The 21,721-nt window shown below is 60.5% G+C and carries 17 protein-coding genes; 8 read left to right on the forward strand and 9 right to left on the reverse strand.

Annotation, left to right across the window (positions count from 1 at the left end; genetic code table 11):
* Positions 1-126: 126 nt before the first annotated feature.
* The 3 genes from Q1A74_RS09430 to Q1A74_RS09440 form a co-directional block, all read right to left on the reverse strand.
* Positions 127-924 (reverse strand): PhzF family phenazine biosynthesis protein, encoded by a 798-nt coding sequence (locus tag Q1A74_RS09430; RefSeq protein WP_299595056.1) that lies wholly within the window; start codon positions 922-924, stop codon positions 127-129.
* Between the two features lie 124 nt (positions 925-1,048).
* Positions 1,049-2,326 (reverse strand): inorganic phosphate transporter, encoded by a 1,278-nt coding sequence (locus tag Q1A74_RS09435; protein WP_299595058.1) that lies wholly within the window; start codon positions 2,324-2,326, stop codon positions 1,049-1,051.
* A gap of 14 nt (positions 2,327-2,340) precedes the next feature.
* Entirely contained in the window at positions 2,341-3,018 is a 678-nt protein-coding gene (locus Q1A74_RS09440) for a TIGR00153 family protein (protein WP_299595060.1), read from the reverse strand.
* Positions 3,019-3,217: 199 nt separating this feature from the next.
* On the opposite strand from Q1A74_RS09440, the gene Q1A74_RS09445 reads away from it, so the two are divergent.
* The 5 genes from Q1A74_RS09445 to Q1A74_RS09465 all read left to right on the forward strand — a co-directional run bounded on the left by Q1A74_RS09445 (position 3,218) and on the right by Q1A74_RS09465 (position 11,113).
* Positions 3,218-5,002, forward strand: a complete 1,785-nt coding sequence (locus Q1A74_RS09445; protein ID WP_299595062.1) for a GspE/PulE family protein — start codon at positions 3,218-3,220, stop codon at positions 5,000-5,002.
* 87 nt (positions 5,003-5,089) lie between these two features.
* Complete coding sequence (locus tag Q1A74_RS09450) at positions 5,090-5,992, forward strand: PhzF family phenazine biosynthesis protein (RefSeq protein WP_299595065.1); 903 nt, start codon at positions 5,090-5,092, stop codon at positions 5,990-5,992.
* A 41-nt stretch (positions 5,993-6,033) separates the two neighbouring features.
* Positions 6,034-8,895, forward strand: a complete 2,862-nt coding sequence (glnE, locus tag Q1A74_RS09455; RefSeq protein ID WP_299595067.1) for a bifunctional [glutamate--ammonia ligase]-adenylyl-L-tyrosine phosphorylase/[glutamate--ammonia-ligase] adenylyltransferase — start codon at positions 6,034-6,036, stop codon at positions 8,893-8,895.
* 185 nt (positions 8,896-9,080) lie between these two features.
* Positions 9,081-10,037: a branched-chain amino acid transaminase gene (locus Q1A74_RS09460; RefSeq protein ID WP_299595069.1), complete on the forward strand. Its 957-nt coding sequence runs from the start codon at positions 9,081-9,083 to the stop codon at positions 10,035-10,037.
* Positions 10,038-10,207: 170 nt separating this feature from the next.
* Entirely contained in the window at positions 10,208-11,113 is a 906-nt protein-coding gene (locus tag Q1A74_RS09465) for a hypothetical protein (RefSeq protein WP_299595071.1), read from the forward strand.
* A 77-nt stretch (positions 11,114-11,190) separates the two neighbouring features.
* Here Q1A74_RS09465 and Q1A74_RS09470 read toward each other — a convergent pair whose 3' ends face one another.
* Both Q1A74_RS09470 and Q1A74_RS09475 read right to left on the reverse strand, forming a co-directional pair.
* Entirely contained in the window at positions 11,191-12,534 is a 1,344-nt protein-coding gene (locus Q1A74_RS09470) for a UDP-glucose/GDP-mannose dehydrogenase family protein (RefSeq protein ID WP_299595073.1), read from the reverse strand.
* Between the two features lie 137 nt (positions 12,535-12,671).
* Entirely contained in the window at positions 12,672-13,697 is a 1,026-nt protein-coding gene (locus tag Q1A74_RS09475; protein WP_299595075.1) for a glycosyltransferase, read from the reverse strand.
* A 193-nt stretch (positions 13,698-13,890) separates the two neighbouring features.
* Between Q1A74_RS09475 and Q1A74_RS09480 the strand changes: the two genes are divergently transcribed.
* Both Q1A74_RS09480 and Q1A74_RS09485 read left to right on the forward strand, forming a co-directional pair.
* Positions 13,891-14,811: an ELM1/GtrOC1 family putative glycosyltransferase gene (locus Q1A74_RS09480; protein WP_299595077.1), complete on the forward strand. Its 921-nt coding sequence runs from the start codon at positions 13,891-13,893 to the stop codon at positions 14,809-14,811.
* The gene (locus tag Q1A74_RS09485; RefSeq protein ID WP_299595080.1) at positions 14,808-15,911 is read left to right on the forward strand and encodes a glycosyltransferase family 4 protein; all 1,104 of its coding nucleotides are present in this window, start codon (positions 14,808-14,810) and stop codon (positions 15,909-15,911) included. Before Q1A74_RS09480 ends, Q1A74_RS09485 begins: the two co-directional genes overlap by 4 nt.
* Positions 15,912-15,920: 9 nt before the next feature.
* On the opposite strand, the gene Q1A74_RS09490 is transcribed toward Q1A74_RS09485, so the two are convergent.
* The 3 genes from Q1A74_RS09490 to Q1A74_RS09500 all read right to left on the reverse strand — a co-directional run bounded on the left by Q1A74_RS09490 (position 15,921) and on the right by Q1A74_RS09500 (position 19,184).
* On the reverse strand, positions 15,921-16,580 hold the full coding sequence (locus tag Q1A74_RS09490; protein ID WP_299595082.1) for a YrbL family protein: 660 nt from the start codon (positions 16,578-16,580) through the stop codon (positions 15,921-15,923).
* Complete coding sequence (locus Q1A74_RS09495) at positions 16,577-17,719, reverse strand: glycosyltransferase family 4 protein (protein WP_299595084.1); 1,143 nt, start codon at positions 17,717-17,719, stop codon at positions 16,577-16,579. The genes Q1A74_RS09490 and Q1A74_RS09495 overlap by 4 nt, the downstream gene beginning before the upstream one ends.
* A gap of 64 nt (positions 17,720-17,783) precedes the next feature.
* On the reverse strand, positions 17,784-19,184 hold the full coding sequence (locus Q1A74_RS09500; protein WP_299595086.1) for an O-antigen ligase family protein: 1,401 nt from the start codon (positions 19,182-19,184) through the stop codon (positions 17,784-17,786).
* Positions 19,185-19,342: 158 nt separating this feature from the next.
* Between Q1A74_RS09500 and waaA the strand changes: the two genes are divergently transcribed.
* A complete protein-coding gene (gene waaA / locus Q1A74_RS09505; protein ID WP_299595088.1) occupies positions 19,343-20,683 on the forward strand; it encodes a lipid IV(A) 3-deoxy-D-manno-octulosonic acid transferase in 1,341 nt (446 codons plus the stop codon).
* 122 nt (positions 20,684-20,805) lie between these two features.
* On the opposite strand, the gene Q1A74_RS09510 is transcribed toward waaA, so the two are convergent.
* The gene (locus Q1A74_RS09510) at positions 20,806-21,705 is read right to left on the reverse strand and encodes a glycosyltransferase family A protein (protein WP_299595091.1); all 900 of its coding nucleotides are present in this window, start codon (positions 21,703-21,705) and stop codon (positions 20,806-20,808) included.
* Positions 21,706-21,721 lie beyond the last annotated feature (16 nt).

Here is a 21,721-nt window from a genome sequence, read left to right on the forward strand (position 1 = left end):
TTTGCACTTTGGCAATAGAGCGAATTGTTCCTCGTGCTTGCTGAGCCTTATGAAGGTGGCTTGAATGTGGCGATACCCGGAAGCGGCACCGCCACTGAAAGCGAAACGGCCGGTACCACCGGATATCTATAAGCTAATCTGCCCCCGCAAATACGTCACCGCCTTGCCCCGCATAATCACCCGATCACCTTTCAGTTCACAATCCAGCTCACCACCGCGCGGCGAAATCTGTTTTGCCTTGAGTGTTGTTTTATCCAGTTTTTCCGCCCAGAAAGGCACCAGTCGAGTGTGGGCAGAACCGGTTACCGGGTCTTCATCGACACCGATGGCGGGCGCGAAGAAGCGGCTGACGAAGTCACAGTCGAATCCATCACCTGGCGCGGTGCAGATCAATCCCTTGTATGGGAGCTTGGCAACGGCGCGCATATCCGGGGCGAGGTTGGCAACGATGTCGGCAGAGGCTAGTTCCACCAGCAGCTGGTCATCGGAGCCGGCGATTTCCATCGCAGATACGGGTGCGGCACCCAGCGCATTCGTGTATTCGCTTGCCAGTGCAACCGGCTGGTTATTCTGAGCGGGGAAATCCAGTGCCAGTAGTTCACCTTCCCGCCGTACCACCAGTTCGCCGCTGCGGGTGTAGAAATGGATTTCGTTGTCGATGAATCCCAGTTCGCTCCACAGCAGGTGGGCGGTAACGAGGGTGGCGTGGCCGCACAGGGGGACTTCTTCGCCGGGTGTGAACCAGCGCAACTCGAAGCCGTGTCCTGCGGGCACGGTGAAGGCCGTTTCGGCGAGGTTGTTTTCCGCGGCGATCTGTTGCATCAGGGTGTCGTCGAGCCAGCGGGTGAGTGGTACGTAGGCGGCGGGGTTGCCTTTGAAGAGTTCTGAGGTGAAGGCGTCAGCCTGATAGATGGGCAGTTGCATGGGAGTGTCCTTCTCACATTGCCAGCGGAAACAAAAAAGGGAGAGCAATTTGCTCTCCCTTTTTATCAAGTGCGCTCGGTAATTTCCATTCCCAGGCGAATACCATCGGCTTGCCAGCCGCTTGTTACCAACCAAAGACGCCCTTGAAGAAGAAGAAGAACAGGATCGCAAGGCCGGCGCCCGCAGGCAGGGTAACGATCCAGGAGGCGGCGATGGTGGTGATCATGCGCAGGTTGAGTGCGCCGATACCGCGGGCCAGGCCGACACCCAGTACCGCGCCCACAAGTGTGTGGGTGGTGGAAATGGGCAGGCCGGTGCCGGAGGCAAGAACCACGGTGGAGGCGGCGCCGAGTTCGGCGGCGAAACCGCGGCTCGGGGTCAGCTCGGTGATTTTGCGGCCGATGGTGGCCATCACCTTGAAACCGTAGGTGGCGAGGCCGACGACGATACCGGCACCACCCACCAGCAGGATCCACGGCGGCATCACGGCCTTGGCGGTAACCGCACCCTGTTGCACGGTATTGACCACAGCGGCCAGCGGGCCGACGGCGTTGGCCACGTCGTTGGAGCCGTGGGCGAAGGCCATGGCGCAGGCGGTAAAGATCATCAGGATGGCGAAGACCCGCTCTACATTGGCAAAGCGGTTGTCTTTCTCGATCGCCGGGTCGCGCTTGATGCGCTTGAGCAGCATGATGCCGATGCCCATGACAATCAGGCCTACAACGCCGGCAATCAGCGCATCTTGCCAGAACGCCAGGGTAATACCGGCATCCTTGAAGACGTGCTTGAGTCCCTTGGTGAGGGTCACCATGGAGATCATCCAGCCCACCGCAAACATGTACAGGGGGATGTACCGCTTGGCGTTGGTGAAGGGGTCTTCGGTGTTGAGGATCAGCCTTTGTACGCTTCGGAATAACAGGAAGGAGATCGTTCCCGCCAATACCGGCGATACTACCCAGCTGGCGACGATGCTCGCCACCTTGCCCCAGGCCACCGCATCCACGGAGATGCCCACGGCGGAGAAGCCGACGATGGCGCCCACAATGGAGTGGGTGGTGGAAACGGGCCAGCCCAGGATGCTGGCGATCATCAGCCAGGTGCCCGCGGCCAGCAGGGCCGAGAGCATGCCGTACACCAGCAGCTCTGGTTTGTCGTTAAACAGATCCGGGGCGATGATGCCCTTGCGGATGGTGGAGGTCACTTCCCCGCCGGCTAAATAGGCGCCGGCGAACTCGAAGATCATGGCGATCACGATCGCCTGTTTGATGGTCAGTGCGCGGGAGCCAACGGAGGTGCCCATGGCGTTGGCCACGTCGTTGGCGCCCACACCCCAGGCCATGAAGAATCCGAATACACAGGCCAGAATCAGGAAGATATGGCCGTACTGAGCAATGATATCCACGTTCTCTCTCCCCGTTAACGCGCCAGTAGCAGCTGTAGTCGGTTGCCCACGCCGTGGGCCTCATCCGCCAGGTCGCCGACCCACTCGATTACCCGGTAGAGAAAAATCACGTCTACCGGCGGCAGGTCTTTTTCTAATTTGAACAGTGAGGCGCGCACTTCCACCTCGAGCTTGTCGGATTTGCGTTCCAGGTCGTCCAGCTCTTCGGTCATGCGGCGGGTGATGTCCACTTCGCGCCCGGAGAAACCGGATTCCAGCAGCTCGTCCAGCTCGTTGATCGCTTTCAACGCCTGGGCAGAGGCGGCCACGGCACTTTCCACGAAGGTGGCCATCATGGCGTGCATGGATTCGGGGATCTGCATCTGGCGGCCGGTGGCGAGGCCGGCGATGTCCTGCGCTTTGTTGGCTACCTTGTCCTGCACGTGCAGCAGTTCCAGCAGGTCGGTGCGGGAAACTGGCATAAACAGGCTGTCCGGCAGGTGCAGGCGCAGGTCTTTTTTGATGTCGTCGGCGCGGTTCTCACTGGCGGAGATGCGTTGCTGGACGGTGGTGGCAGTGCTGTAGTCGCCCTTCATAAGGGCTTCAAAGAAGGGCACCAGATCCGCTGACGCCTCGTGGGCGGTCGCCATGTGCTCCTTGATCGGCTTGATCGGCGAGCGGCCGAACAGATTGGCGATATTGGACAGGGGCATGGTCTGTTCCTTTTTCCGGTCCTGACAGTTGGTTGGAAGCCACAGGCGCGGCCGAATTGGGCGGCATGGTACCCCAACCTGTGCGCAGGTCACAGTGACGGTTTGGTTTCGCCCCGATTCCGTTGACGCGGCGCACTGTTGCCGCTGGACATAAGAGCTACAATGCGCCTTCACACTAAGCGTAGACGGGTGGCAAGGTATGGCTGTAAGCACGGGTACGAGAGGGGCAGACCGGGTTCTCGACCTGCCGGGTTTGCTGGAGGATCTGGTAGGCCAGGGGTATGTCAGCCGTATGGATGCCAACCGGTTGATCGGCACACCGCGCAGCGCCGAGCAGGCGCAGATGCACCCGCTGACCTATATCGCCAGCTGCGAACTGGAGAACCAGAAGAAGCCCGGCAAAATCCTGGATGCGGGGACTCTCACCCAGTGGCTGGCAGATACCTCCTCCCACGGCCTCTACCATATCGATCCACTGAAGGTGAATGTCGCTGAAGTCACCGAGGTGATGAGCTTTCAGTTTGCCAAGCGGCACCAGATCCTGTGCGTAGAGGCCTCGAAAGAGATGCTGCTGGTGGCCACCGCGCAGCCTTATACCTCCGGCTGGGAAGAGCAGCTGGAACACACCAGTGGCCGCACGGTTCAGCGGGTGGTAGCGGATCCGGCGGACATCAAGCGCTACGGCACCGAGTTCTACTCCCTGGCCAATTCTATTTCCGGCGCCAGTGGCTTGAAGGGCAGTTCCGGGGCCGGCAATTTCGAGCAGCTGCTGGAGCTGGGTAATCTCAAGGACCCGGAAGCCAACGACCAGCACATTGTTAATATTGTCGACTGGCTGCTGCAGCACGCATTCGATCAGCGCGCCAGTGATATTCATATCGAGCCCAGAAGGGGCATTGGCCGTATCCGTTTCCGCATCGACGGCGTGCTGCACCCGATCCACGAATTGCCGGATCAGGTCAACGCAGCCATCACCAGCCGCCTGAAAATCCTCGGTCGTATGAACGTGGCGGAGAAGCGCAAACCCCAGGACGGCCGAATCAAGACCAAGCGCCCGGATGGCAGCGAGGTGGAGCTGCGTCTGTCGACTTTGCCGACGGCATTTGGGGAAAAGCTGGTGATGCGGATCTTCGATCCGGAAGTACTGGCGCGCTCATATACCGACCTGGGTCTGGCCGGCGACGATCTGGCCCGCTGGCACAAAATGCTCGGTCGCCCAAACGGCATTGTGCTGGTCACCGGCCCCACTGGCTCCGGTAAAACCACTACTCTCTATACCGCGCTGAAACAGCTGGCGTCCACGGAAGTGAACGTCTCTACCATCGAAGACCCCATTGAGATGGTAGAAGACAGCTTTAACCAGACCCAGGTGCACCACAGTATCGGTCTAGATTTCGCTGCCGGTATCCGCACCCTGATGCGTCAGGACCCGGACATCATCATGGTGGGTGAGATTCGCGATCTGGAAACCGCGCAGATGGCAGTACAGGCGGCACTCACCGGCCACCTGGTGATCTCCACCTTGCACACCAACGATGCCCCGACCGCTGTCACGCGACTGCTCGATCTGGGCCTGCCTCACTACCTGCTGAAATCCACCGTGCTCGGCGTAATGGCCCAGCGTCTGGTGCGTACCTTGTGCCCCAGCTGCAAACGCAAGGCCGATGTGAGCGATGAGGACTGGCAGGCGCTGGTGAAGCCCTGGAAGGCACCCAAGCCGGAAGTGGTGTACCAGCCGGAGGGTTGCCTTGACTGCCGCAACACCGGCTACCTCGGCCGCCAGGGCATCTATGAAATTCTGCCATTTACCGAGGGGGTGCAGGCGCTGGTCACGCACGACTGTGACCTGCAACAGGTGCGTCGACAGGGCATGCGCGAAGGCATGAACAGCCTGCGTTTATCCGGCGCGAGGAAAGTGGCTGCCGGCATCACCACCGTGCAGGAAGTATTGCGGGTGGCGCCACCGCCGGATATTGCGTTTTAGTGCCCTTGCAAAATTTGTCTGGTGGCGCATAGTCATTAGTAGTCACCAACAGACATAAATGGAAACAATAAAAAAAGGATTCAAAGCATGGCGATTGAATACGTATTACTGGATGTCTTTGCGGATGCACCTTTTCAGGGCACCCAGATTCCCGTGGTCAAACTGAGCGGAAACAAGATGGACGCGGCCACCAAGATGGCCATTGCCAGCGAATTCCAGCAGAGCGAAACGGTGTTTATCGAGCCGGACAGTGCGACGCCCGCAAGCGTGTTCAATAGTCGCGGTCCGCAGAAGTTCGGAGCCCACACCATTCTTGCCGCCGCCCATATCGCGTTTGAAATGGGGCTGACCAAAGACGAAGGTGCCTTTGCCTCGTTTATCCTGCGCCAGGAATCCGGAATCATCGAGAGTTTTATCGATAATGCCGACGGCGCGCCGGGGGCTGTTCAGTTTGCCCGGGTTCTGTCGCCCACCATTGACCGCTATACCCCCGAGTTGGCCCAGCTTGCCGCGGCACTGAACACGGAGGAAAAACATATTTCCTTCAGTAAGTACAAACCGCTCGTGGTCAGCGTCGATACCCCAACGCTGATTGTGCCGTTTACCCGCCCCGAACATGTGCTGGCGGCAAGCCTTAATCACGAGCGTTGGAGCGAACTGCTGGGCGAGCTCTACACCTCCGAACTCTTCTTGTTCGCACCGGGTTCCATTACTGGTGGTACCGAGTTTCACGGGCGCCTGCTCAACCCCAATATGGCTAAAGATGTCTTCCCACCCATCGGTAATGTGATGCCGGAATTTGTGGCCTACCTCGCCGAGCAACAGGAAACCGCTCCGGGTACCCATACGTTTTCTGTCGACCGCGGCAGCATGGAAACGCGCAAAAGCGTGCTGCATGCAGAGTTTGACAAAAAGCCGGGCAAGGAAGTGCGCTGCCGTATTGGTGGCAATGTGATCAAGATGGGCGAGGGCAGGTTGCTGCACGTCTGATTGCCGTCTCGATTTGCCGCTGTTCAAAGGAGAAGTTCCCGATGCCGTTGAGCGAGCACTGCCCGCCGCAACACCAACCTGTATTTTCCCAGCGCTGGAAAAGCTGGTGCGATGCTGTTGAATCCGCGCAGGTATCAAAGGTAGAGGCGCTGCTGGATGCAGAAAGCAGCAGGGCGCTGGTGCGCGCCTTTATAGGGTCGGACTTTTTTGTGCAGCAGTGCACTCGCCACCCCGGCTGGTTAGAGCAGCTGCTGGTGCATGAAGATGCTGGGGTTGCTGCACCGGATCTCGATGCCCTGGCGGACGAGGAACAGCTCGAACACACCCTGCGTGAATTGCGCAACCGGGTAAACTGCGAAGTAATCTGGCGAGACTTTGCCGGCCAGTGGGATATTCCCACCGCCTGTGCACGGCTTACCGAACTGGCCGAGATCTGTATCCAGACCGCCCTCGACTGGCACCGCGCAAAAATGGTCGAGCGCCACGGGGAGCCGCGCAGCCGCGAAGGCACTATCCAGCCGATGGTGGTGCTGGGGATGGGCAAGCTGGGGGCGCGGGAGCTGAACCTGTCTTCCGATATAGACCTGATCTTTGCTTACCCGGAACCGGGCCAGTCCGATGGTGAGAAGCCATTGGAGAATCAGGCCTATTTCCAACGCCTGGGCCAGCGCCTGATCAAATCCCTCGATACTGTTACCGCAGACGGTTTTGTATTCCGTATGGACATGCGTCTGCGCCCGTATGGCGACAGCGGTCCGCTGGTGAGCCACTACGCCGCACTGGAAGATTACTACCAGACCCAGGGGCGCGAGTGGGAACGCTACGCCATGATCAAGGCGCGCCCGGTGGCCGCGTCTGGCGACGGTGCGGCCGCGGCCTCGGAAGAACTGATGGAGCTGCTGCGCCCGTTTACCTATCGCCGCTATATCGATTTCAGTGTGATCGAAGCACTGCGGGAGATGAAAACCCTGATCCAGCGTCAGGTGCGCGCGCGCGGCCTGATCGACAATATCAAGCTGGGGCGCGGCGGTATCCGCGAGGTGGAATTTATCGCCCAGGCGTTCCAGCTGATTCGCGGCGGGCGCGAGCCGGACTTGCGGGTGCGCAATATCCTCAAAGTTCTGCCGATGCTGGAAGCGGGGGGGCATCTGCCGCAAGGCGCGGCGGATGAGCTGCGCGAAGCCTACCTGCTGTTGCGCCGGGTGGAGCACGGGCTGCAGGCGGAAAAAGATCACCAGACCCAGACCCTGCCTCCGGAACTGGAGCGCCGCGAACAGCTGGCGTTCGCCCTCGGTTATGACCGCTGGGAAACGCTGGAAACGGCACTGGTGCAGGCCCGCGCCGCCATCGAGCGGGAGTTTGACGAAGTGATCGCGCCGCCCGAGGAAAGCGGCGAGATCACCGCATCGGACAACTGGGAAATGTTGTGGGCCGGGTGTGAGCGCAGCGACGATCGCGACACTTGGCTGGAGCAACTGCATAACGCCGGCTTCACCCCCGCCGTCAGGGCGCTGGAAGCGCTAACCAATCTGCACGGAGATCGCATTGTCGCTGCGCTGCCTGCAGCCGGCCGCCAGCGTCTGGATCAGACCATGCCACTGTTGCTGGCGGTGGCCTCTGAGGTGAGTGAGCCATTACTGGCGCTGGAGCGGGTGCTGCCCCTGCTGCGCTCGATTTTGCGCCGCAGTGCGTATCTGGTGTTAATCAACGAAAACCCGCCGGTGCTGGCACAGCTGCTGCGCCTGTGCAGTGCGTCTCCCTGGATTGCCGACCAGCTTGCCCGCCACCCGATTCTGCTGGACGAAATGCTCGACCAGCGGCGCCTGCTGCAACCGTCCACCGCCGAGGATATCGCCGACGATCTGCGTCAGCATATGCTGCGAGTCGATGAGGATGACCTGGAGGCGCAGATGGAAGCCCTGCGCCATTTCAAACAGGGGCAGAGCCTGCGTATCGCGGCCCAGGAAGTCACCGGCGCACTGCCATTGATGAAGGTGAGCGACTCCCTGACATGGCTGGCGGAAGCCATCCTGCAGCAATCCCTCGCGCTGGCCTGGCAGCAGGTGACGGAAAAACACGGCATGCCCAAAGGTGCCAGTACCGATGATCTGCGTTTTTCGATCGTCGCCTACGGCAAACTGGGTGGTCTTGAACTGGGGCACGGCTCGGATCTCGATATCGTCTTTGTGCACGATACCGAGCCCCAGCAATACACCGATGGCGACCGGTCCATCGACAACCTGAGTTTCTATACCCGGCTCGCCCAGCGGTTGATTCATATCCTGCAGACCCGAACCTTGAGCGGTCCGCTCTATGAGGTGGATACCCGCCTGCGCCCGTCCGGCAATTCCGGACTGCTGGTGACGTCTCTCTCCGCCTTTGAAAAGTACCAGCGTGAGAACGCCTGGACCTGGGAACACCAGGCTCTGGTGCGCACGCGCCCGGTTGCCGGCAGCGAACGCCTCGGAACGGCGTTTGAATCCCTGCGGACCAAGCTGTTATGTGAGCGCAGAGACGAGCAGAAATTGCGTAAAGAGGTGGTGGAGATGCGCAATAAGATGCGCGGACACCTCGATAAGAGCAATGATCGACAATTCGATCTCAAGCACGGCAGCGGCGGTATTGTCGATATCGAATTTATGGTTCAATATGCCGCATTGGCCTGGGCGCAGCGCGCCCCTTCTATCGTGCGGTTTACCGATAATATCCGCATTCTTGAAAGCCTCTCTGAGGCGGGCCTGATGCCGGCCCACCAAGCCGCGCATTTGATCGACGCCTACAAAGCCTACCGATCAGAAGGTCATCGCCTGGCATTACAACAGCTGCCGGGGGTTGTATCCGGTGACCAATTCGAAGCGGAAAGAAAGACCGTTGAAACAACTTGGCAGCAGATATTGGGTTGAGCTTCCCTGTCGGGAGAGTTGCGCCCCACAACTTCCGCTGTCCGCTTAAACTGTTTTTCACCTGGCTCTGTGCTGTAGGAGCCAGCCTGCTGGCGAACTGATTCGATCCTCCCTCCAGAACGGGCTCGACCATCCTCCCCCAGGCCGCTCCTACAGGCGTTAATAGAATTTTGTAGGAGTTTTCCATGTCTTTTGCCGATAGAGACGGCGTTATCTGGTTTGACGGTGAACTGGTTCCCTGGCGCGATGCCCGGGTACATGTACTCACCCACACCCTCCACTATGGAATGGGCGTTTTCGAAGGCGTACGCGCCTATGAAACCGCCGATGGCGGTACAAGTATCTTCCGTCTGAACGAGCACACCCGTCGCCTGTTCCGCTCCGCCAAGATCATGAACATGCCCATGCCTTACGACGAGGAGCAGCTCAACGAAGCCCAGCGTCTGGTCGTGCGTGAAAATGGTCTCAAGGAAGCGTACCTGCGCCCGATGGTGTTTTACGGCTCAGAAGGGATGGGCCTGCGCGCCGATTCCCTGCAGACCCACGTGATCGTTGCCGCCTGGGAGTGGCCGAGCTACATGACCCCGGAAGCCCGCGAACTGGGTATCAAGGTCAACACCTCGTCCTACACCCGCCACCACGTGAATATCTCCATGTGTAAGGCCAAGGCCAACGGCAACTACATCAACTCGATGCTGGCGTTGCAGGAAGCCATCCGCAATGGCTGTGAAGAGGCTCTGTTGCTGGACCCGGAAGGCTACGTGGCCGAAGGCAGTGGCGAGAACTTCTTCCTGGTGAGCGACGGCGTCATCTACACCCCGGAGCTGACCTCTTGCCTGGACGGCATCACTCGCGCCTCGGTGATCCAGCTGGCCGACGAGTGCGGCTATAAAGTGGTAGAAAAGCGCATCACCCGCGATGAAGTGTATATCGCCGACGAAGCCTTTTTCACCGGCACCGCCGCCGAGGTACTGCCGATCCGAATCCTCGATGGTCGCACCATCGGTTCCGGCCGTCGCGGCCCGATTACCAAGCGCCTGCAACAAATGTATTTTGATGCGGTACAGGGCAAGAGCCAGGCCCATATGGGCTGGCTCAGCGATGTGCACGAAACCTGCGAGCAGGTAGCAGCATCGGCCTGATTGGCGAATCGCCATAACGAAGGGGCGGACCACCGGAAGGTGTCCGCCCTTTTTTGTGCGTGCACACTGAGAGCCTGTCCCTAGAGGCGTCTATGTTTATCCCTTAGAATGCTTGCTAGCCGTTACAGATTACATAGAACAACCGCACAGGGCGGGACAGGTTTTATCAAATGTTCTCCTACTTTATGAAAAAGCGTCTGCGCAAGCACGACGTGGTCAACAACCGTAAACTGGAATCCATCCTCCGGGTGCAGTTGCTGCAACAGCAGTCACTGACCAGTATTGAGAAGGGTGTCGGCAATGATAAAGAACACAATATCGTTGTTTCCCTGACCTCGTTTGATCGCCGTATCCACAATGTGGTTTACGCGGTGGAGAGTGTGTTCCAGCAGTGGGTAAAACCCGATGCGGTCGTGCTGTGGTTGTCCAGAGAGCAATTCCCGGACGGACAGCTTCCAGAGAGTCTGGTGCGTCAGCAGAAGCGCGGCCTGCAGGTGTTTTACATCGAAGATCTTGGCCCCTACACCAAATATTACTACGCCTTCGATAAATTCCCTGACAGCCTGATCATCACCGTGGACGACGACACGGTGTATCCGCCGGATATGATTGACCAGTTGTACCGCGCCTGGCTGCGCCACCCGAACTGGATTCACTGTCACCGCGCGCACCTGATGCGGCTGGACAAGCAGGGCAAGCTCAAATCCTACGACGACTGGGGTTCCGACTGGCGCTGGAAAGAGTTCGACGGCGACCCCTCCCCGCTGGTGTTTCCAACCGGTGTTGGTGGTGTGCTCTATTTCCCGGGCTCGTTGCACCCGGACGCCTTCGACAAGGAAAAATTCCTCAAGCTCTGCCCCAATGCCGACGATGTCTGGCTGAAGGCCATGAGCCTCAAGCAGGGCACCCCCTGTGCCCGCATGCCAGATCCTCGCGACTGGTCCGGCCGCTTCTTTACTGTGGGTGGCACTCAGGACGTGGCACTGCGCAAGGAGAACTGGCGTTCGCGCGGCGGCAATGACTGCAAAATTCGGGACGTGTTTGAGCACTACGATCTGTACCAGTTGCTGCGCTGACTTCGCGAAGCAATGGGGAGGGTTGCCCCCGGTAGCGGCACCGCCACCGGGACAGATTCGAAGTCCGGAAAGAGGTGTTACTGGCCGCCGGCCACCTGCGGACGCCCCACACAATAGTATTCAAAACCGGCTTCGGCCATATCCAGCGGGTGATACAGGTTGCGCCCGTCGAACACTACGGGGTCGGTCAGGTTACTGCGCACCGTGTTGTAATCCAGCGATTTGAATTGCTGCCACTCGGTGGCAATTACCAGCGCATCGGCACCGGACAGGGCGCTGTCGCGGGTACCGCACAATTGCAGTTCGTCGCGGTTGCCGTAAATACGCTCGCACTCGTGCATCGCCTCCGGGTCAAACGCCCGCACCTTGGCACCCATTTCCCACAGCTTTTCCATCAGCACACGGCTCGGCGCCTCGCGCATATCGTCCGTATTGGGTTTGAAGGACAGCCCCCACAGGGCAAACGTCTTGCCCGATAGATCCTTGCCGTAGCGCTCCACAATCTTGTCCAGAAGATAGTGCTTCTGAGTGTGGTTGCGCTCCTCCACGGCATTCAATACTTTCGGGTCCAGCCCCAGCTGCGCGGCAGTGGTTTTCAGAGCCTGTACATCTTTCGGAAAACAGGAGCCGCCGTAACCGATACCCGGATAGATGAAGTGGTAGCCGATACGCGGGTCGGAACCTATCCCCTGGCGAACGGACTCGATATCCGCACCCACGCGATCCGCGATCACGGCCATCTCATTCATAAAGCTGATCTTGGTGGCGAGCATACAGTTGGCCGCGTACTTGGCCAGCTCTGCACTGCGCACATCCATCACGATGACCTTGTCGTGGTTGCGATTGAAGGGCGCATACAGCTGGCGCATCTTCTGCTCGGAAGCGTTTTCCGAGGTGCCGATGATGATGCGGTCCGGCTTCATGCAGTCCGCCACTGCAGAGCCTTCTTTCAGAAACTCGGGGTTGGAGATTACATCGAACTCCAGATTCAGGGCGTTGCGCGCCTGAAGCGTGCGGGTGACTTCTTCACGCACCTTGTCCGCCGTGCCCACCGGTACCGTAGATTTGTTGATAATGTATTTCTTGCCGTCCATATGCTCGGCAATGGTGCGGGCCACAGTGAGGACGTAGCGCAGATCCGCGGAACCATCTTCATCCGGCGGCGTACCGACCGCGATAAAGATCAGTTCGCCATGGGCAACGCCATCGGCGGCGCTGGTAGAGAAGGTCAGGTTACCGGATTCGTTGTTACGCTTTACCAGCGGCTCCAGCCCCGGCTCAAAGATCGGAATATGGCCCTGTTTCAGGCGCTCGATCTTGTTTTCATCGATATCGATACAGGCTACGCGGTGGCCTGCCTCGGCCAATACGGCGGCTTGTACGAGTCCAACATAGCCAGTGCCGAATACGGTAACGTTCATGATCTTTTCTCCAATTCCTTTCTTGTTCGGTTACCAGGCGCGGCAGGTGATAAACCGGCACTCTGGTGAACTCTAAATAGTAAACGTGACGGCGATATGGCCGTAAGCTTCCTTTCTGTCAGCGGGGGCACCGGCCATCACCGGGCCCACACATAGTCGTGGCTGAATTTTGAGCCTGTTGTGGCTTCCACAATATATTGTGCGAACAGGGTGTTATTCATCTCCCGGTGGAAGAATGCCCTGCAATTTCCCGCCCAGTGCTGGCGTTTGGCATCATCCTGGTGAAATTCCCGCAGCTGCAGCAGCAGTGAATCTTCGCTGTCGAAGTAGGCCAGTGTCTCCGGCGGTACAAAATCCTCAAACGCGGCCGCGGCGTGGGTCAGCACCAACAGGCCGTTGCCGGCCAGTTGCGCGATACGCGCGGAAGAATACCACTGAAAGCCTTCCTGCCGGTTCAGGTTCAGGCCCATTTTGCTGTGTGCCAGCTTGCGTTGGTAATCGAGCCCCCACAGGGTGGGCTGGTCGAAGAGCCCGGGGGTGTGAAAGCGGAAGTCTTGTGGAAGCTGTTCGCGAAGCTCGGAAACCAGTTGACCGCGCTCGGTGTGCTGGCGGGAGTTACTGCAGAACAGCAAGTCCGCTTCCAGTGCCGGGTCGTCGCCGGCGATGACGCTGACATCGGCATTCTCCACACTGGGGTCCACCGGGTTCGGCATATGCCAGAGGCGGGCGCGGCTGCCGGTAAAGCGTTTGAGCTCGGCTGTGCCAGTGGAGACAAACATGGCGTCGGCGATGGTGCAGCGCTTTTCGATGTTGGTTGCATTGCGCGGGACAAACAGTGGATCGTTGTTGCACGCCGCGAGAAGGATGTGCGGGTGCCTGCGGCGGATCTCGACAAAGGTCTCGTTGTCGATCAGGTCGCAGTGGCCAAATACGATGAGTTCCGGCTGGAAGGCGTCAACGGTCTGCAACAGGCGCCGGTTGGTTTTCTTTTTGCCCAGTTCGCGGATACCCAGCGGGGCTTCGAATCTGGCGACGTCGCGATCGCTGAAGGCGAGCACATTGTGGCCGGCGCGAATCAGGCCGGTATATAACTTGAGTGCCCAGCTGACCCGGATGTAGCCGTACTTGCGGTGCTGGTGGTTGTCGACGTGAAGAATGCGCATAAAAGAGCTGGCACCAGCAGGACAGGCCCGCACAGGCAATTGGACTAGGTGCCCGGCATTATACTGCCGCGCTCCCGCGGTTCAATTGTGACGAGGACGGCGGTTCGCGGGGTCCTGTATTCCCTCCCTTGCCTGGGGTAGCATTCTGGCTTTCTGACGGTAAGTACCGGGGTGGCCGTATGAGGCGAACGCATTGCTGACAATCTGGCGATTTATGGACGGCAACCGCGCGCACGAGAAGCAGAGTGCTGCGCTGGTCAGTGGGCTGCGAGCAGTACAGGGGGCGGACCAGGTCGTATGTTGCGACGTCTCCTGCGCAGAAGCCCATGTGCCCCTCTGGGGGCAGCCATCACAGGCTCTGCGGGATCTGCCCGCGCCAGACTTTATTCTCGGCGCCGGCCACCGCAGCCATTGGCCTGTGCTGCGCGCACGTCGTCTGTTTGGTGGGCGCAGTGTGGTGGTGATGAAGCCCACTCTGCCGCTCGCCTGGTTCGATTTTGTCATCGCGCCGGAGCACGATCAGCCCCGGCCGCTGCAGAACGTTATTCTCACCCGCGGCGCGCTTGCCGAGCCGCTCCCCGATTTTCCAGCAGAGTTCAATCGCGCGCTGTTACTCCTCGGTGGCCCCAGCAAACACTTTCACTGGGATGCAGCAAAAATTGCCGCTGTCACCGGCAGGCTGTTGAAGCAACCGCGCCAGTGGATAGTGTCCGACAGCCGTCGCACCCCCCAAGACACCCTGGCCCAGTGCGCCGATTCCGGTGCCGAACTCCATCCGTGGCAGCAGTGTTCTGCCGACTGGCTCGGGGAGCAGATGGCCCGCGCCGGGCAGATCTGGGTCACCGGCGACAGTGTGTCGATGATCCACGAGGCGCTGCAGAGCCGGGTACCGGTGGGCGTGATCCCAATGCCCAGCCGCAGCCCGTGCAACAAAATCCGCATGGCCGTCGACCGCCTTCTGGATGAGGGCTTGGTGACGGATCGCATCGATGGAGATCTGCATACTGCGGCACCGCGTCAGCCCCTCGCCCAACAGGTGATGTGTGCGCAGGCGCTATTGCGGCGTAGCGGTTGGCGGGAAGCGCAGCCGGTAATGCAAGGAAGTGCCCTGTGATACTGATCGCCACCCAGTGTTTCCCGCCGGATCGCGGCGGCATCGAGGGGCTGATGGGAGGGTTGGCGGATGCGCTGTGCGCAGTAGAGCGCGAGGTCATCGTGTTTGCAGATCGCACTCGCGCGGCGGAAGTGCCGCGCCCCTGCGCTTTTGAACTGCATCGTTTCGGCGGCTGGAAGCCCTGGCGCCGCTGGCGCAAAGCGGTGGCCGTGCGCGCTGCGTGCCAATCCGAAAGCGTTGCCGGGGTATTCGCGGACTCCTGGAAAAGCGCGGAAAAACTGGGCGCACTGGGTGTGCCGCTGGCGATACTGGCTCACGGTATGGAATTTCCCGCGCGCCCGTCGGGCGGAAAAGCCGCGCGCATTCGCAAGGCTCTGTGTCATGCGGATACCGTCATCGCCAATTCCTCCTATACCGCCGAGCAGGTCAGACCCTATTTGCAGGGGCATACCCGGCTGGTGGTGATCAATCCACCCATTGGTCCTCAGCCGCCAGTACTAGAAAAAACACTGGCGACGATGCGCGCGCGTTTCGGTGGCGCGTCGCCGGTACTGTCTACCGTTGCCCGGCTGGAACCGCGCAAGGGCGTCGATATGGTGATCCGCGCACTGCCCGCCATCCGGAAAACATTCCCTGCGGTGACTTACCTGGTGGCGGGCAGCGGGGAAGATCGCGAACGTCTGGATGGCCTTGCCCGCGAGGCGGGTGTGGCAGATTGTGTGCACTTTCTGGGAATGGTGGACGATGCACAGAAGGCCGCGATCTACGCGCTGAGTGACCTGTATGTGATGCCGGTGCGGCGCGAGGGGAATTCCGTAGAGGGGTTCGGCATCGTCTATCGCGAGGCCAACTGGTACGGTGTGCCGGTATTGGCGGGGCGCGATGGCGGTGCGGTGGATGCAGTGGAGGAGGGGGAGGCCGGTGCCCTGTGCAATGGCGCCGACCTGGACGAAGTATCCGGGGAAATCCTGAAGCTGCTGCGGGATAAGGCGGGACGCCAATCCATGGCCGCGCGCGCCGCCGAGCTTGCGCGCGGACCGGCGCAGTGGAAATCGGCGGTGCACCAATTCCTCGCGACGCTGGGTCCCGCTTCCCGCTAATTACATTTTTTACGCTCGTTCCGCTTTCTTCCAGGGAATGCTGCGGTCGGAAATTTCCCAGTGAATGCGCTTCCACATTTTTTCGATACGCCGTTGGATATAGCGTCGGCGAGATATGGAAAAATGCTCAGACAGTGGCAGAAATGCCGCGTTCCCCAGGCCATCGACCAGGTAGAGTTCCAGTTGCCTGTTGCGGGTTACCACAACCAGATTGTGCGGAAGCAGATTTTTGGTGAGCACACCGGTAGCACGCAGCCACTGCGAAAAACGCTCCAGCGCATCTCGGATGGCCACGTCCAGCCCGACATTTTTCAGATAGGTCTCCAGCGTCATTGCCGGCGCCCCCTGTTCATCCAGCAGCAACTCCGACACGGCGCCGGGGCCCTCGCTGGTTTCTGTCATTCCGTACCAGCGCGGGAGATGCTCCCACACAGAACTGTGTGAGGACGCGCTTCTCAATACCCGCTGGCGGTAGCCGGCCACTTCCCGGGCGTTGTCATCAAAGTGGCTGTCGCGGGCCAGCGCTTTGTACCAGGGGGCGCGCTGGCGAAGCTCGGCGACGCGGCCCGGCAACATGACTTTGACACAGCGGTCGGGGAAATCCGGGTGGTGATAGCAGTGGCGGTTGCCGCCGGAGGCAAAGGGCTTGCTGTTGCTGAGGTCGATCAATTCGCCGGTTCCGCTTTCTTTGCTGATGTTTTTTTTTGCCGTGCAAGCCGCTGGTAGAGCGCCAGTGTGTGTTGCGCCTGCTGCTGCAGGGTAAATTCTGGGGCGAGGCGTGGGGTCGCGGCGGCGCGCAGCAGTTGGTTGGTTTTGTCCAACAGTTGGTGGCGGTTACCATCTTCCACCAGCCCCTGGGGAAAGCAGGCGTGGAGGGATTCCGCCGGGCCGCCGATGTCATAGCCGATGACCGGCACCTGCATGGCCAGGGCTTCGATGACCGTGCGCCCGAAAGGCTCTGGTTTACGCGACAGGTTGTACACCAGTGCGGCGTGCCGGTACCACTCGCGAATATCGTTGCGGTGGCCGGTAAAGGTGATCTTGTCGGCGATGCCGTGCTCTGCCGCCAGTGCGCGCAGCTCCTGTTCGTAGTGCTGCTTGTTTTTTTCCGCGCCACCGATGATGACGCCGTGGATATCACCCTGCTGTTTTGTCAGCTCGGCAATCATGGCGATGAAATCTTCCTGCCCTTTCCAGCGGCTCAGCCTTCCCGGCAGCACCAGCCAGCGGCGGTCGCGCAGCTCGGGAAACTCTCCCAGGGCATTTTCCAGCCAGTCTGTTGGCACCGGAACCTGAGGCGAAAATTCATTGGTATCCACTCCGCGATAAATCACCTCCGGTTCTGCCTGGAGGTCGGCGGCGTAGTTGCTGAGCAGATAGTCTTTGACACAATCGGAAATCGCAATGACCTGCTCGCTGCGGGCCATGATTGCGCTGTAACGGTTGATGGAATAGAGCCCGTGGGCGGTACTGACCAGGCGCGGCCGGGTGGCCGGGTCAAGTTTCTTCCAGGCAAGATAGGTCAGCCACGCCGGTACCCGGGAGCGGACATGCAGGATGTCTGGTTGTAACTCGCGGATCAGTCGCCGCAGAGGGTGGACCTGTAGCAGGCTGGTGAGGGATTTTCGCTGCACCGGCAGCGCAATATGTCGGCTGCCTTCCATTTCCAGTTGTTCCACCATGCGGCCGCCACTGGAAATGACGATGGACTCGTGGCCCTGCTGCACCAGTGCGCGCGCCATATCGAGGGTGCCGCGTTCCACGCCTCCGGCATTCAGGGCGGGCAGTAGCTGGATGACTTTCAACAAAGAACCGTCTCCCTCATAGAACTTTCTCCATCAAATCGCAGCCTCTAACAAAGAATCCGCCGGCTCAGAGATGCTGAGTTGTCGTGGCCTGCTGGCGCTTTGCCGCCCACAATTGGGTCAGTAGTCCGCCGCCGACCAGCGCCATAACGAAGCGGCCGCTATCGTAAAAGAGGTAGGATTCGAACAGATTGATCACCCCGAAAAACACCGCAAAAGAAACGCTGAATAACAGGGTACTGCCGGAGATGAGGCCGGCCCTGTAGTAGCGCAGGCTGCGATGCAGCAGCCAGAATACCAGCGCGCCCAGCAGCAATAATCCCAGCAGACCAAAATTCACCACCAGATCCAGATAGCTGTTGTGCAGGTGGCCGAAGTTCTGCTTGATCGCTGCGGGCAGGTTTTCCGAGTGATCGAAGATCAGGCTGCGGCCGTTGCCCCCCCAGCCCACCAGCGGCCGCTGGGCGATCCACTGCAGGGCTTCCGTCCAGGTGCGGATGCGCACGCCAGTGCTGGTAAAGGGCAGGTTCTCCAGCTCGCCCTGCTGTACGAGGGTGATGGTTTGCCGCTCGGCATCCAGGCGGTTGCTGACGATGTCACCGAGGCTCAGGTAGCCCGCCAGTAGTGCCGCACCGCAGGTGGCCATGGTGGCCGCGGCGATATAGCGGCGGTGGCTATGAAAGTGTTTGCGCAGGGTGACGATACCGGCACAGGCGATCACCACCAGCGCAAACAGCATACCCACCCAGCCGCCGCGGGTCTGGGTCAACACCACGGCGGTGATACAGGTGGCCAGGGCCAGCAGCCAGCCGGCGCGAATGATCCAGCAGCCGCGGCGGGTGCGCAGTATATCCGGCGCAAATGCCAGCAGGCCCAGGGCGCCGGTACCAAACAGCATGGCGGTGTGCTGGGCGTTGTGCAGGCCGAAATCCACCCGCACACCGGCAAACCCCTGCTGCCACTCCTGCCAACCGCCGCCGGAAATCCACGGAGACAGCAGCAGGCCGCAGAGGGCAACGAGCCAGATCGTATAGGTGTTCTTTACCTGCCCGCCCAAGAGTATTGCTACCGGAATCATGGCAAACCAGTTGGTGAGCCGGTGCACTTTGAACGAAGATTCGGCCCAGTGGGGGTGAGTCAGCCAGGAGCAGCCCCAGGAAATCAGAGCTACCACGATGGCCGCAATCGCCAGCCATAGAATGCCGGAGCGCCGCAGGGAAACCCCGTCCACCGGCCGCCCGTAGATAGCGAGCATCAACAATCCGCACAGGAGCGCCAGTTGACCGGCTTTGTCCGGCACAGAGTCCAGGCTGATGCCGAAAAAGACATACACCAGTAACGCGGGCACGCCGAGTGCCGGCAGCCAGGCGCGTGACTGCAGCAGCCGGTTGGGTTGCCACCAGCGCTGCAAGTCGACTCTGTGACTGAGACGGTCGTGCTCGGCTGGGGATGAGGACGGTGTGGTCATTGGGGGATAGGCTCGGATACAGCAGAGTTCGACACTGCGGGAATTGGGTCGCACCAGCGGGGCGCATAGATGGGGTAGAATGCTACCAAACGCGGGGGGCATTTCCACGGACTTTGTCCCCACTCTGACAATGTGTACGGGCTTCCGTTGTAACCTTGATGCGCCATTTTTATACCTGGTTTTTCCGGCTCACTCTGCCACTGATGCTGCTGCACCTGTGGTGGCGGGGCCGCGCCGACCCGGCCTACCGCAAGCGCTGGAGCGAGCGCTTCGGCCTGGTTCCCAAGCGCGCGGGCACGCGCCGTCGCTGGCGCGAGCGTTTCGGTGTGGTACCGGACCGCGCGAGCCGGGCACCGCTGATCTGGATCCACTCGGTTTCGGTGGGCGAGACTCTGGCCGCAGTGCCATTGATCGAGTCCCTGGCGGCCCGCCACCCCGGCTGGCAGTGGCTGGTCACCACCACTACGCCCACCGGCTCCCAGCGCGTACACGATGCGCTCGAGCCGATTCTCAATGGGCGCCTGCTGCATTACTACCTGCCGTTTGACCTGCCTGAATGCCTTACGCCATTCCTCGACGCCCTGCGGCCCACGATTCTGGTGAGCATGGAGACCGAACTCTGGCCCAATCTACTGTCGGTCTGCCACCGGCGCGAAATGCCGGCCATTCTGGTCAATGGTCGCCTGAGCGAAAAATCGGCTCGCGGCTACGGGCGCTTCTCCCGTTTAAGCCGGGATATGTTGAGCCACCTCAGCAAAGTGGTTGCCCAGTATCCAGCCGACGCTCAGCGCTTCATGGCGCTGGGGTTGCCGGCCGAGAAGGTGACTGCAGTGGGCAATATCAAGTTCGATCTGCATATCGGCTCGGGCCAGATCAGCAGCGCACAGGCGCTGTCGCATCAATGGCGGGGAGCTGCGAATCGGCCCGTATGGCTGGCGGCGAGCACCCACAGTGGGGAAGATGAAATCGTGTTGCAGGCCTATGGCGAGCTCCGCGATGAGTTTCCGGATTTGCTGCTGGTGCTGGTGCCGCGCCACCCGATTCGCTTCGACAGTGTGGCCCGCTTGTGCCGCGAACAGGGCTTGCGCGTGGCAAGGCGCAGTGACGGCAACCCTCCCGGTGCCGGGGACCAGGTCTTGCTGGGCGACACCATGGGCGAGCTGCTGCGCTTCTACGGCGCCAGTGACGTGGCCTTTGTGGGCGGTAGCCTGGTGCCGGTGGGTGGGCACAATATGATCGAGCCCGCAGCCTGGGGAGTGCCGGTGGTATGCGGGCCCTATCTGCACAATTTTGCCACCGTCTCCAGCCTGCTGGAGGACGCCGGTGGTCTGATGGTGTGCGAGGATGCTGCACAGCTGGCACATCAGGTGGGTTACTGGCTGCGCGACGCGGACAAACGCGAGATGGCGGGTGCCCGCGGGCGCGAAGTCGCTGCGCAGAACAGCGGTGCACTGGCGCGCACGGTCAGTGAGGTGGAAGCGCTGATGCGGAGCTATTGAGCCAGGCTTAACCCATCTCTGCGCCAACCCCGCAACACAAAAAAGGCCGGTCGCGAAAGCGCCCGGCCTTTTTTGTGTCTTCTGTGGCTACTGGAGCGAAGGCGCGGCAAGCGAGTGCCGCGTCAGTGCTTGTCTGTCGCCTTGCGTACACTGCTGCGGATCTGGGTCTGTAGCTTGCTGCCGGTATAGCGGCCCTTGCTCACATGGCGGATACGGTAAACCCCAGGGATCTCGAGAGGCTCCCCTTGGGTGCCCAGCAGCCAGCGGAAGGCGCGGTCTTCGTGGGCTTTGCACCAGCGTTCAGCGGGCTTTTGGTAATAACTCAGGCTGTCGCAGTAACCGCCCGCGCGGGCCATATCGCCGTGGGCAATCTGCAGTGGCCCGGTGGCGCGGTCGCGCGTCTGTTCCACAAAGCGGCTGTCGTCGATCTCGATCACGCGCAGTTCCGCGGGATCGAAATTGAGCATGGGGTCGTCGTCGGCGAGCAGAGAAGTGATGCGCTCGCGGGCCGGGAATACCAGGCTGTCGCGGCGGCCTTGCAGCAGCTCGGTCAGGGTGTCGATGCAGTGCTCGCGGAACATCAGGTCGCAGTCAGTAAACCAGATCCAGTCTGCTTTGGTGGCCAGCGCCGCCTCGTTGCGGCCGATGGCCCGGCGGTAAAGGGATTCTTTGGGGAGCTCTTTCCAGTTCCAGGTGATTCCCGGGACCTGTTGCTTGGCGAAGAAATCGAGCACCGCGGCGGTGCGGGTGTCTTCGCGGTTGTAGTAGACGGTCATGGTGACCGTGGCCTTGGTGGGTGGGTAGAGCACCAGGGAGCTCAGCTGATACACCAGGAAATGGGAGTACTGCCAGCAGTGGCTGACAACCTCGATGTCCAGCACGCCGGTGCGCGCCGCACGCTCGCTTTCCGAGGGCAGCGGTTTCTGGAACAGGGAGGCCGGTATCCAGCCGCTGGCCGCGAGGCGCAGGAAGCGGCTGACAATCGGGTCGGACCAGTGTTTTTTTGGGGTGGTAGCGTTCATTGCTTGGCTCTTTGGT

It is taken from the genome of uncultured Microbulbifer sp. (genome assembly GCF_947504145.1).
GTDB lineage: Bacteria > Pseudomonadota > Gammaproteobacteria > Pseudomonadales > Cellvibrionaceae > Microbulbifer.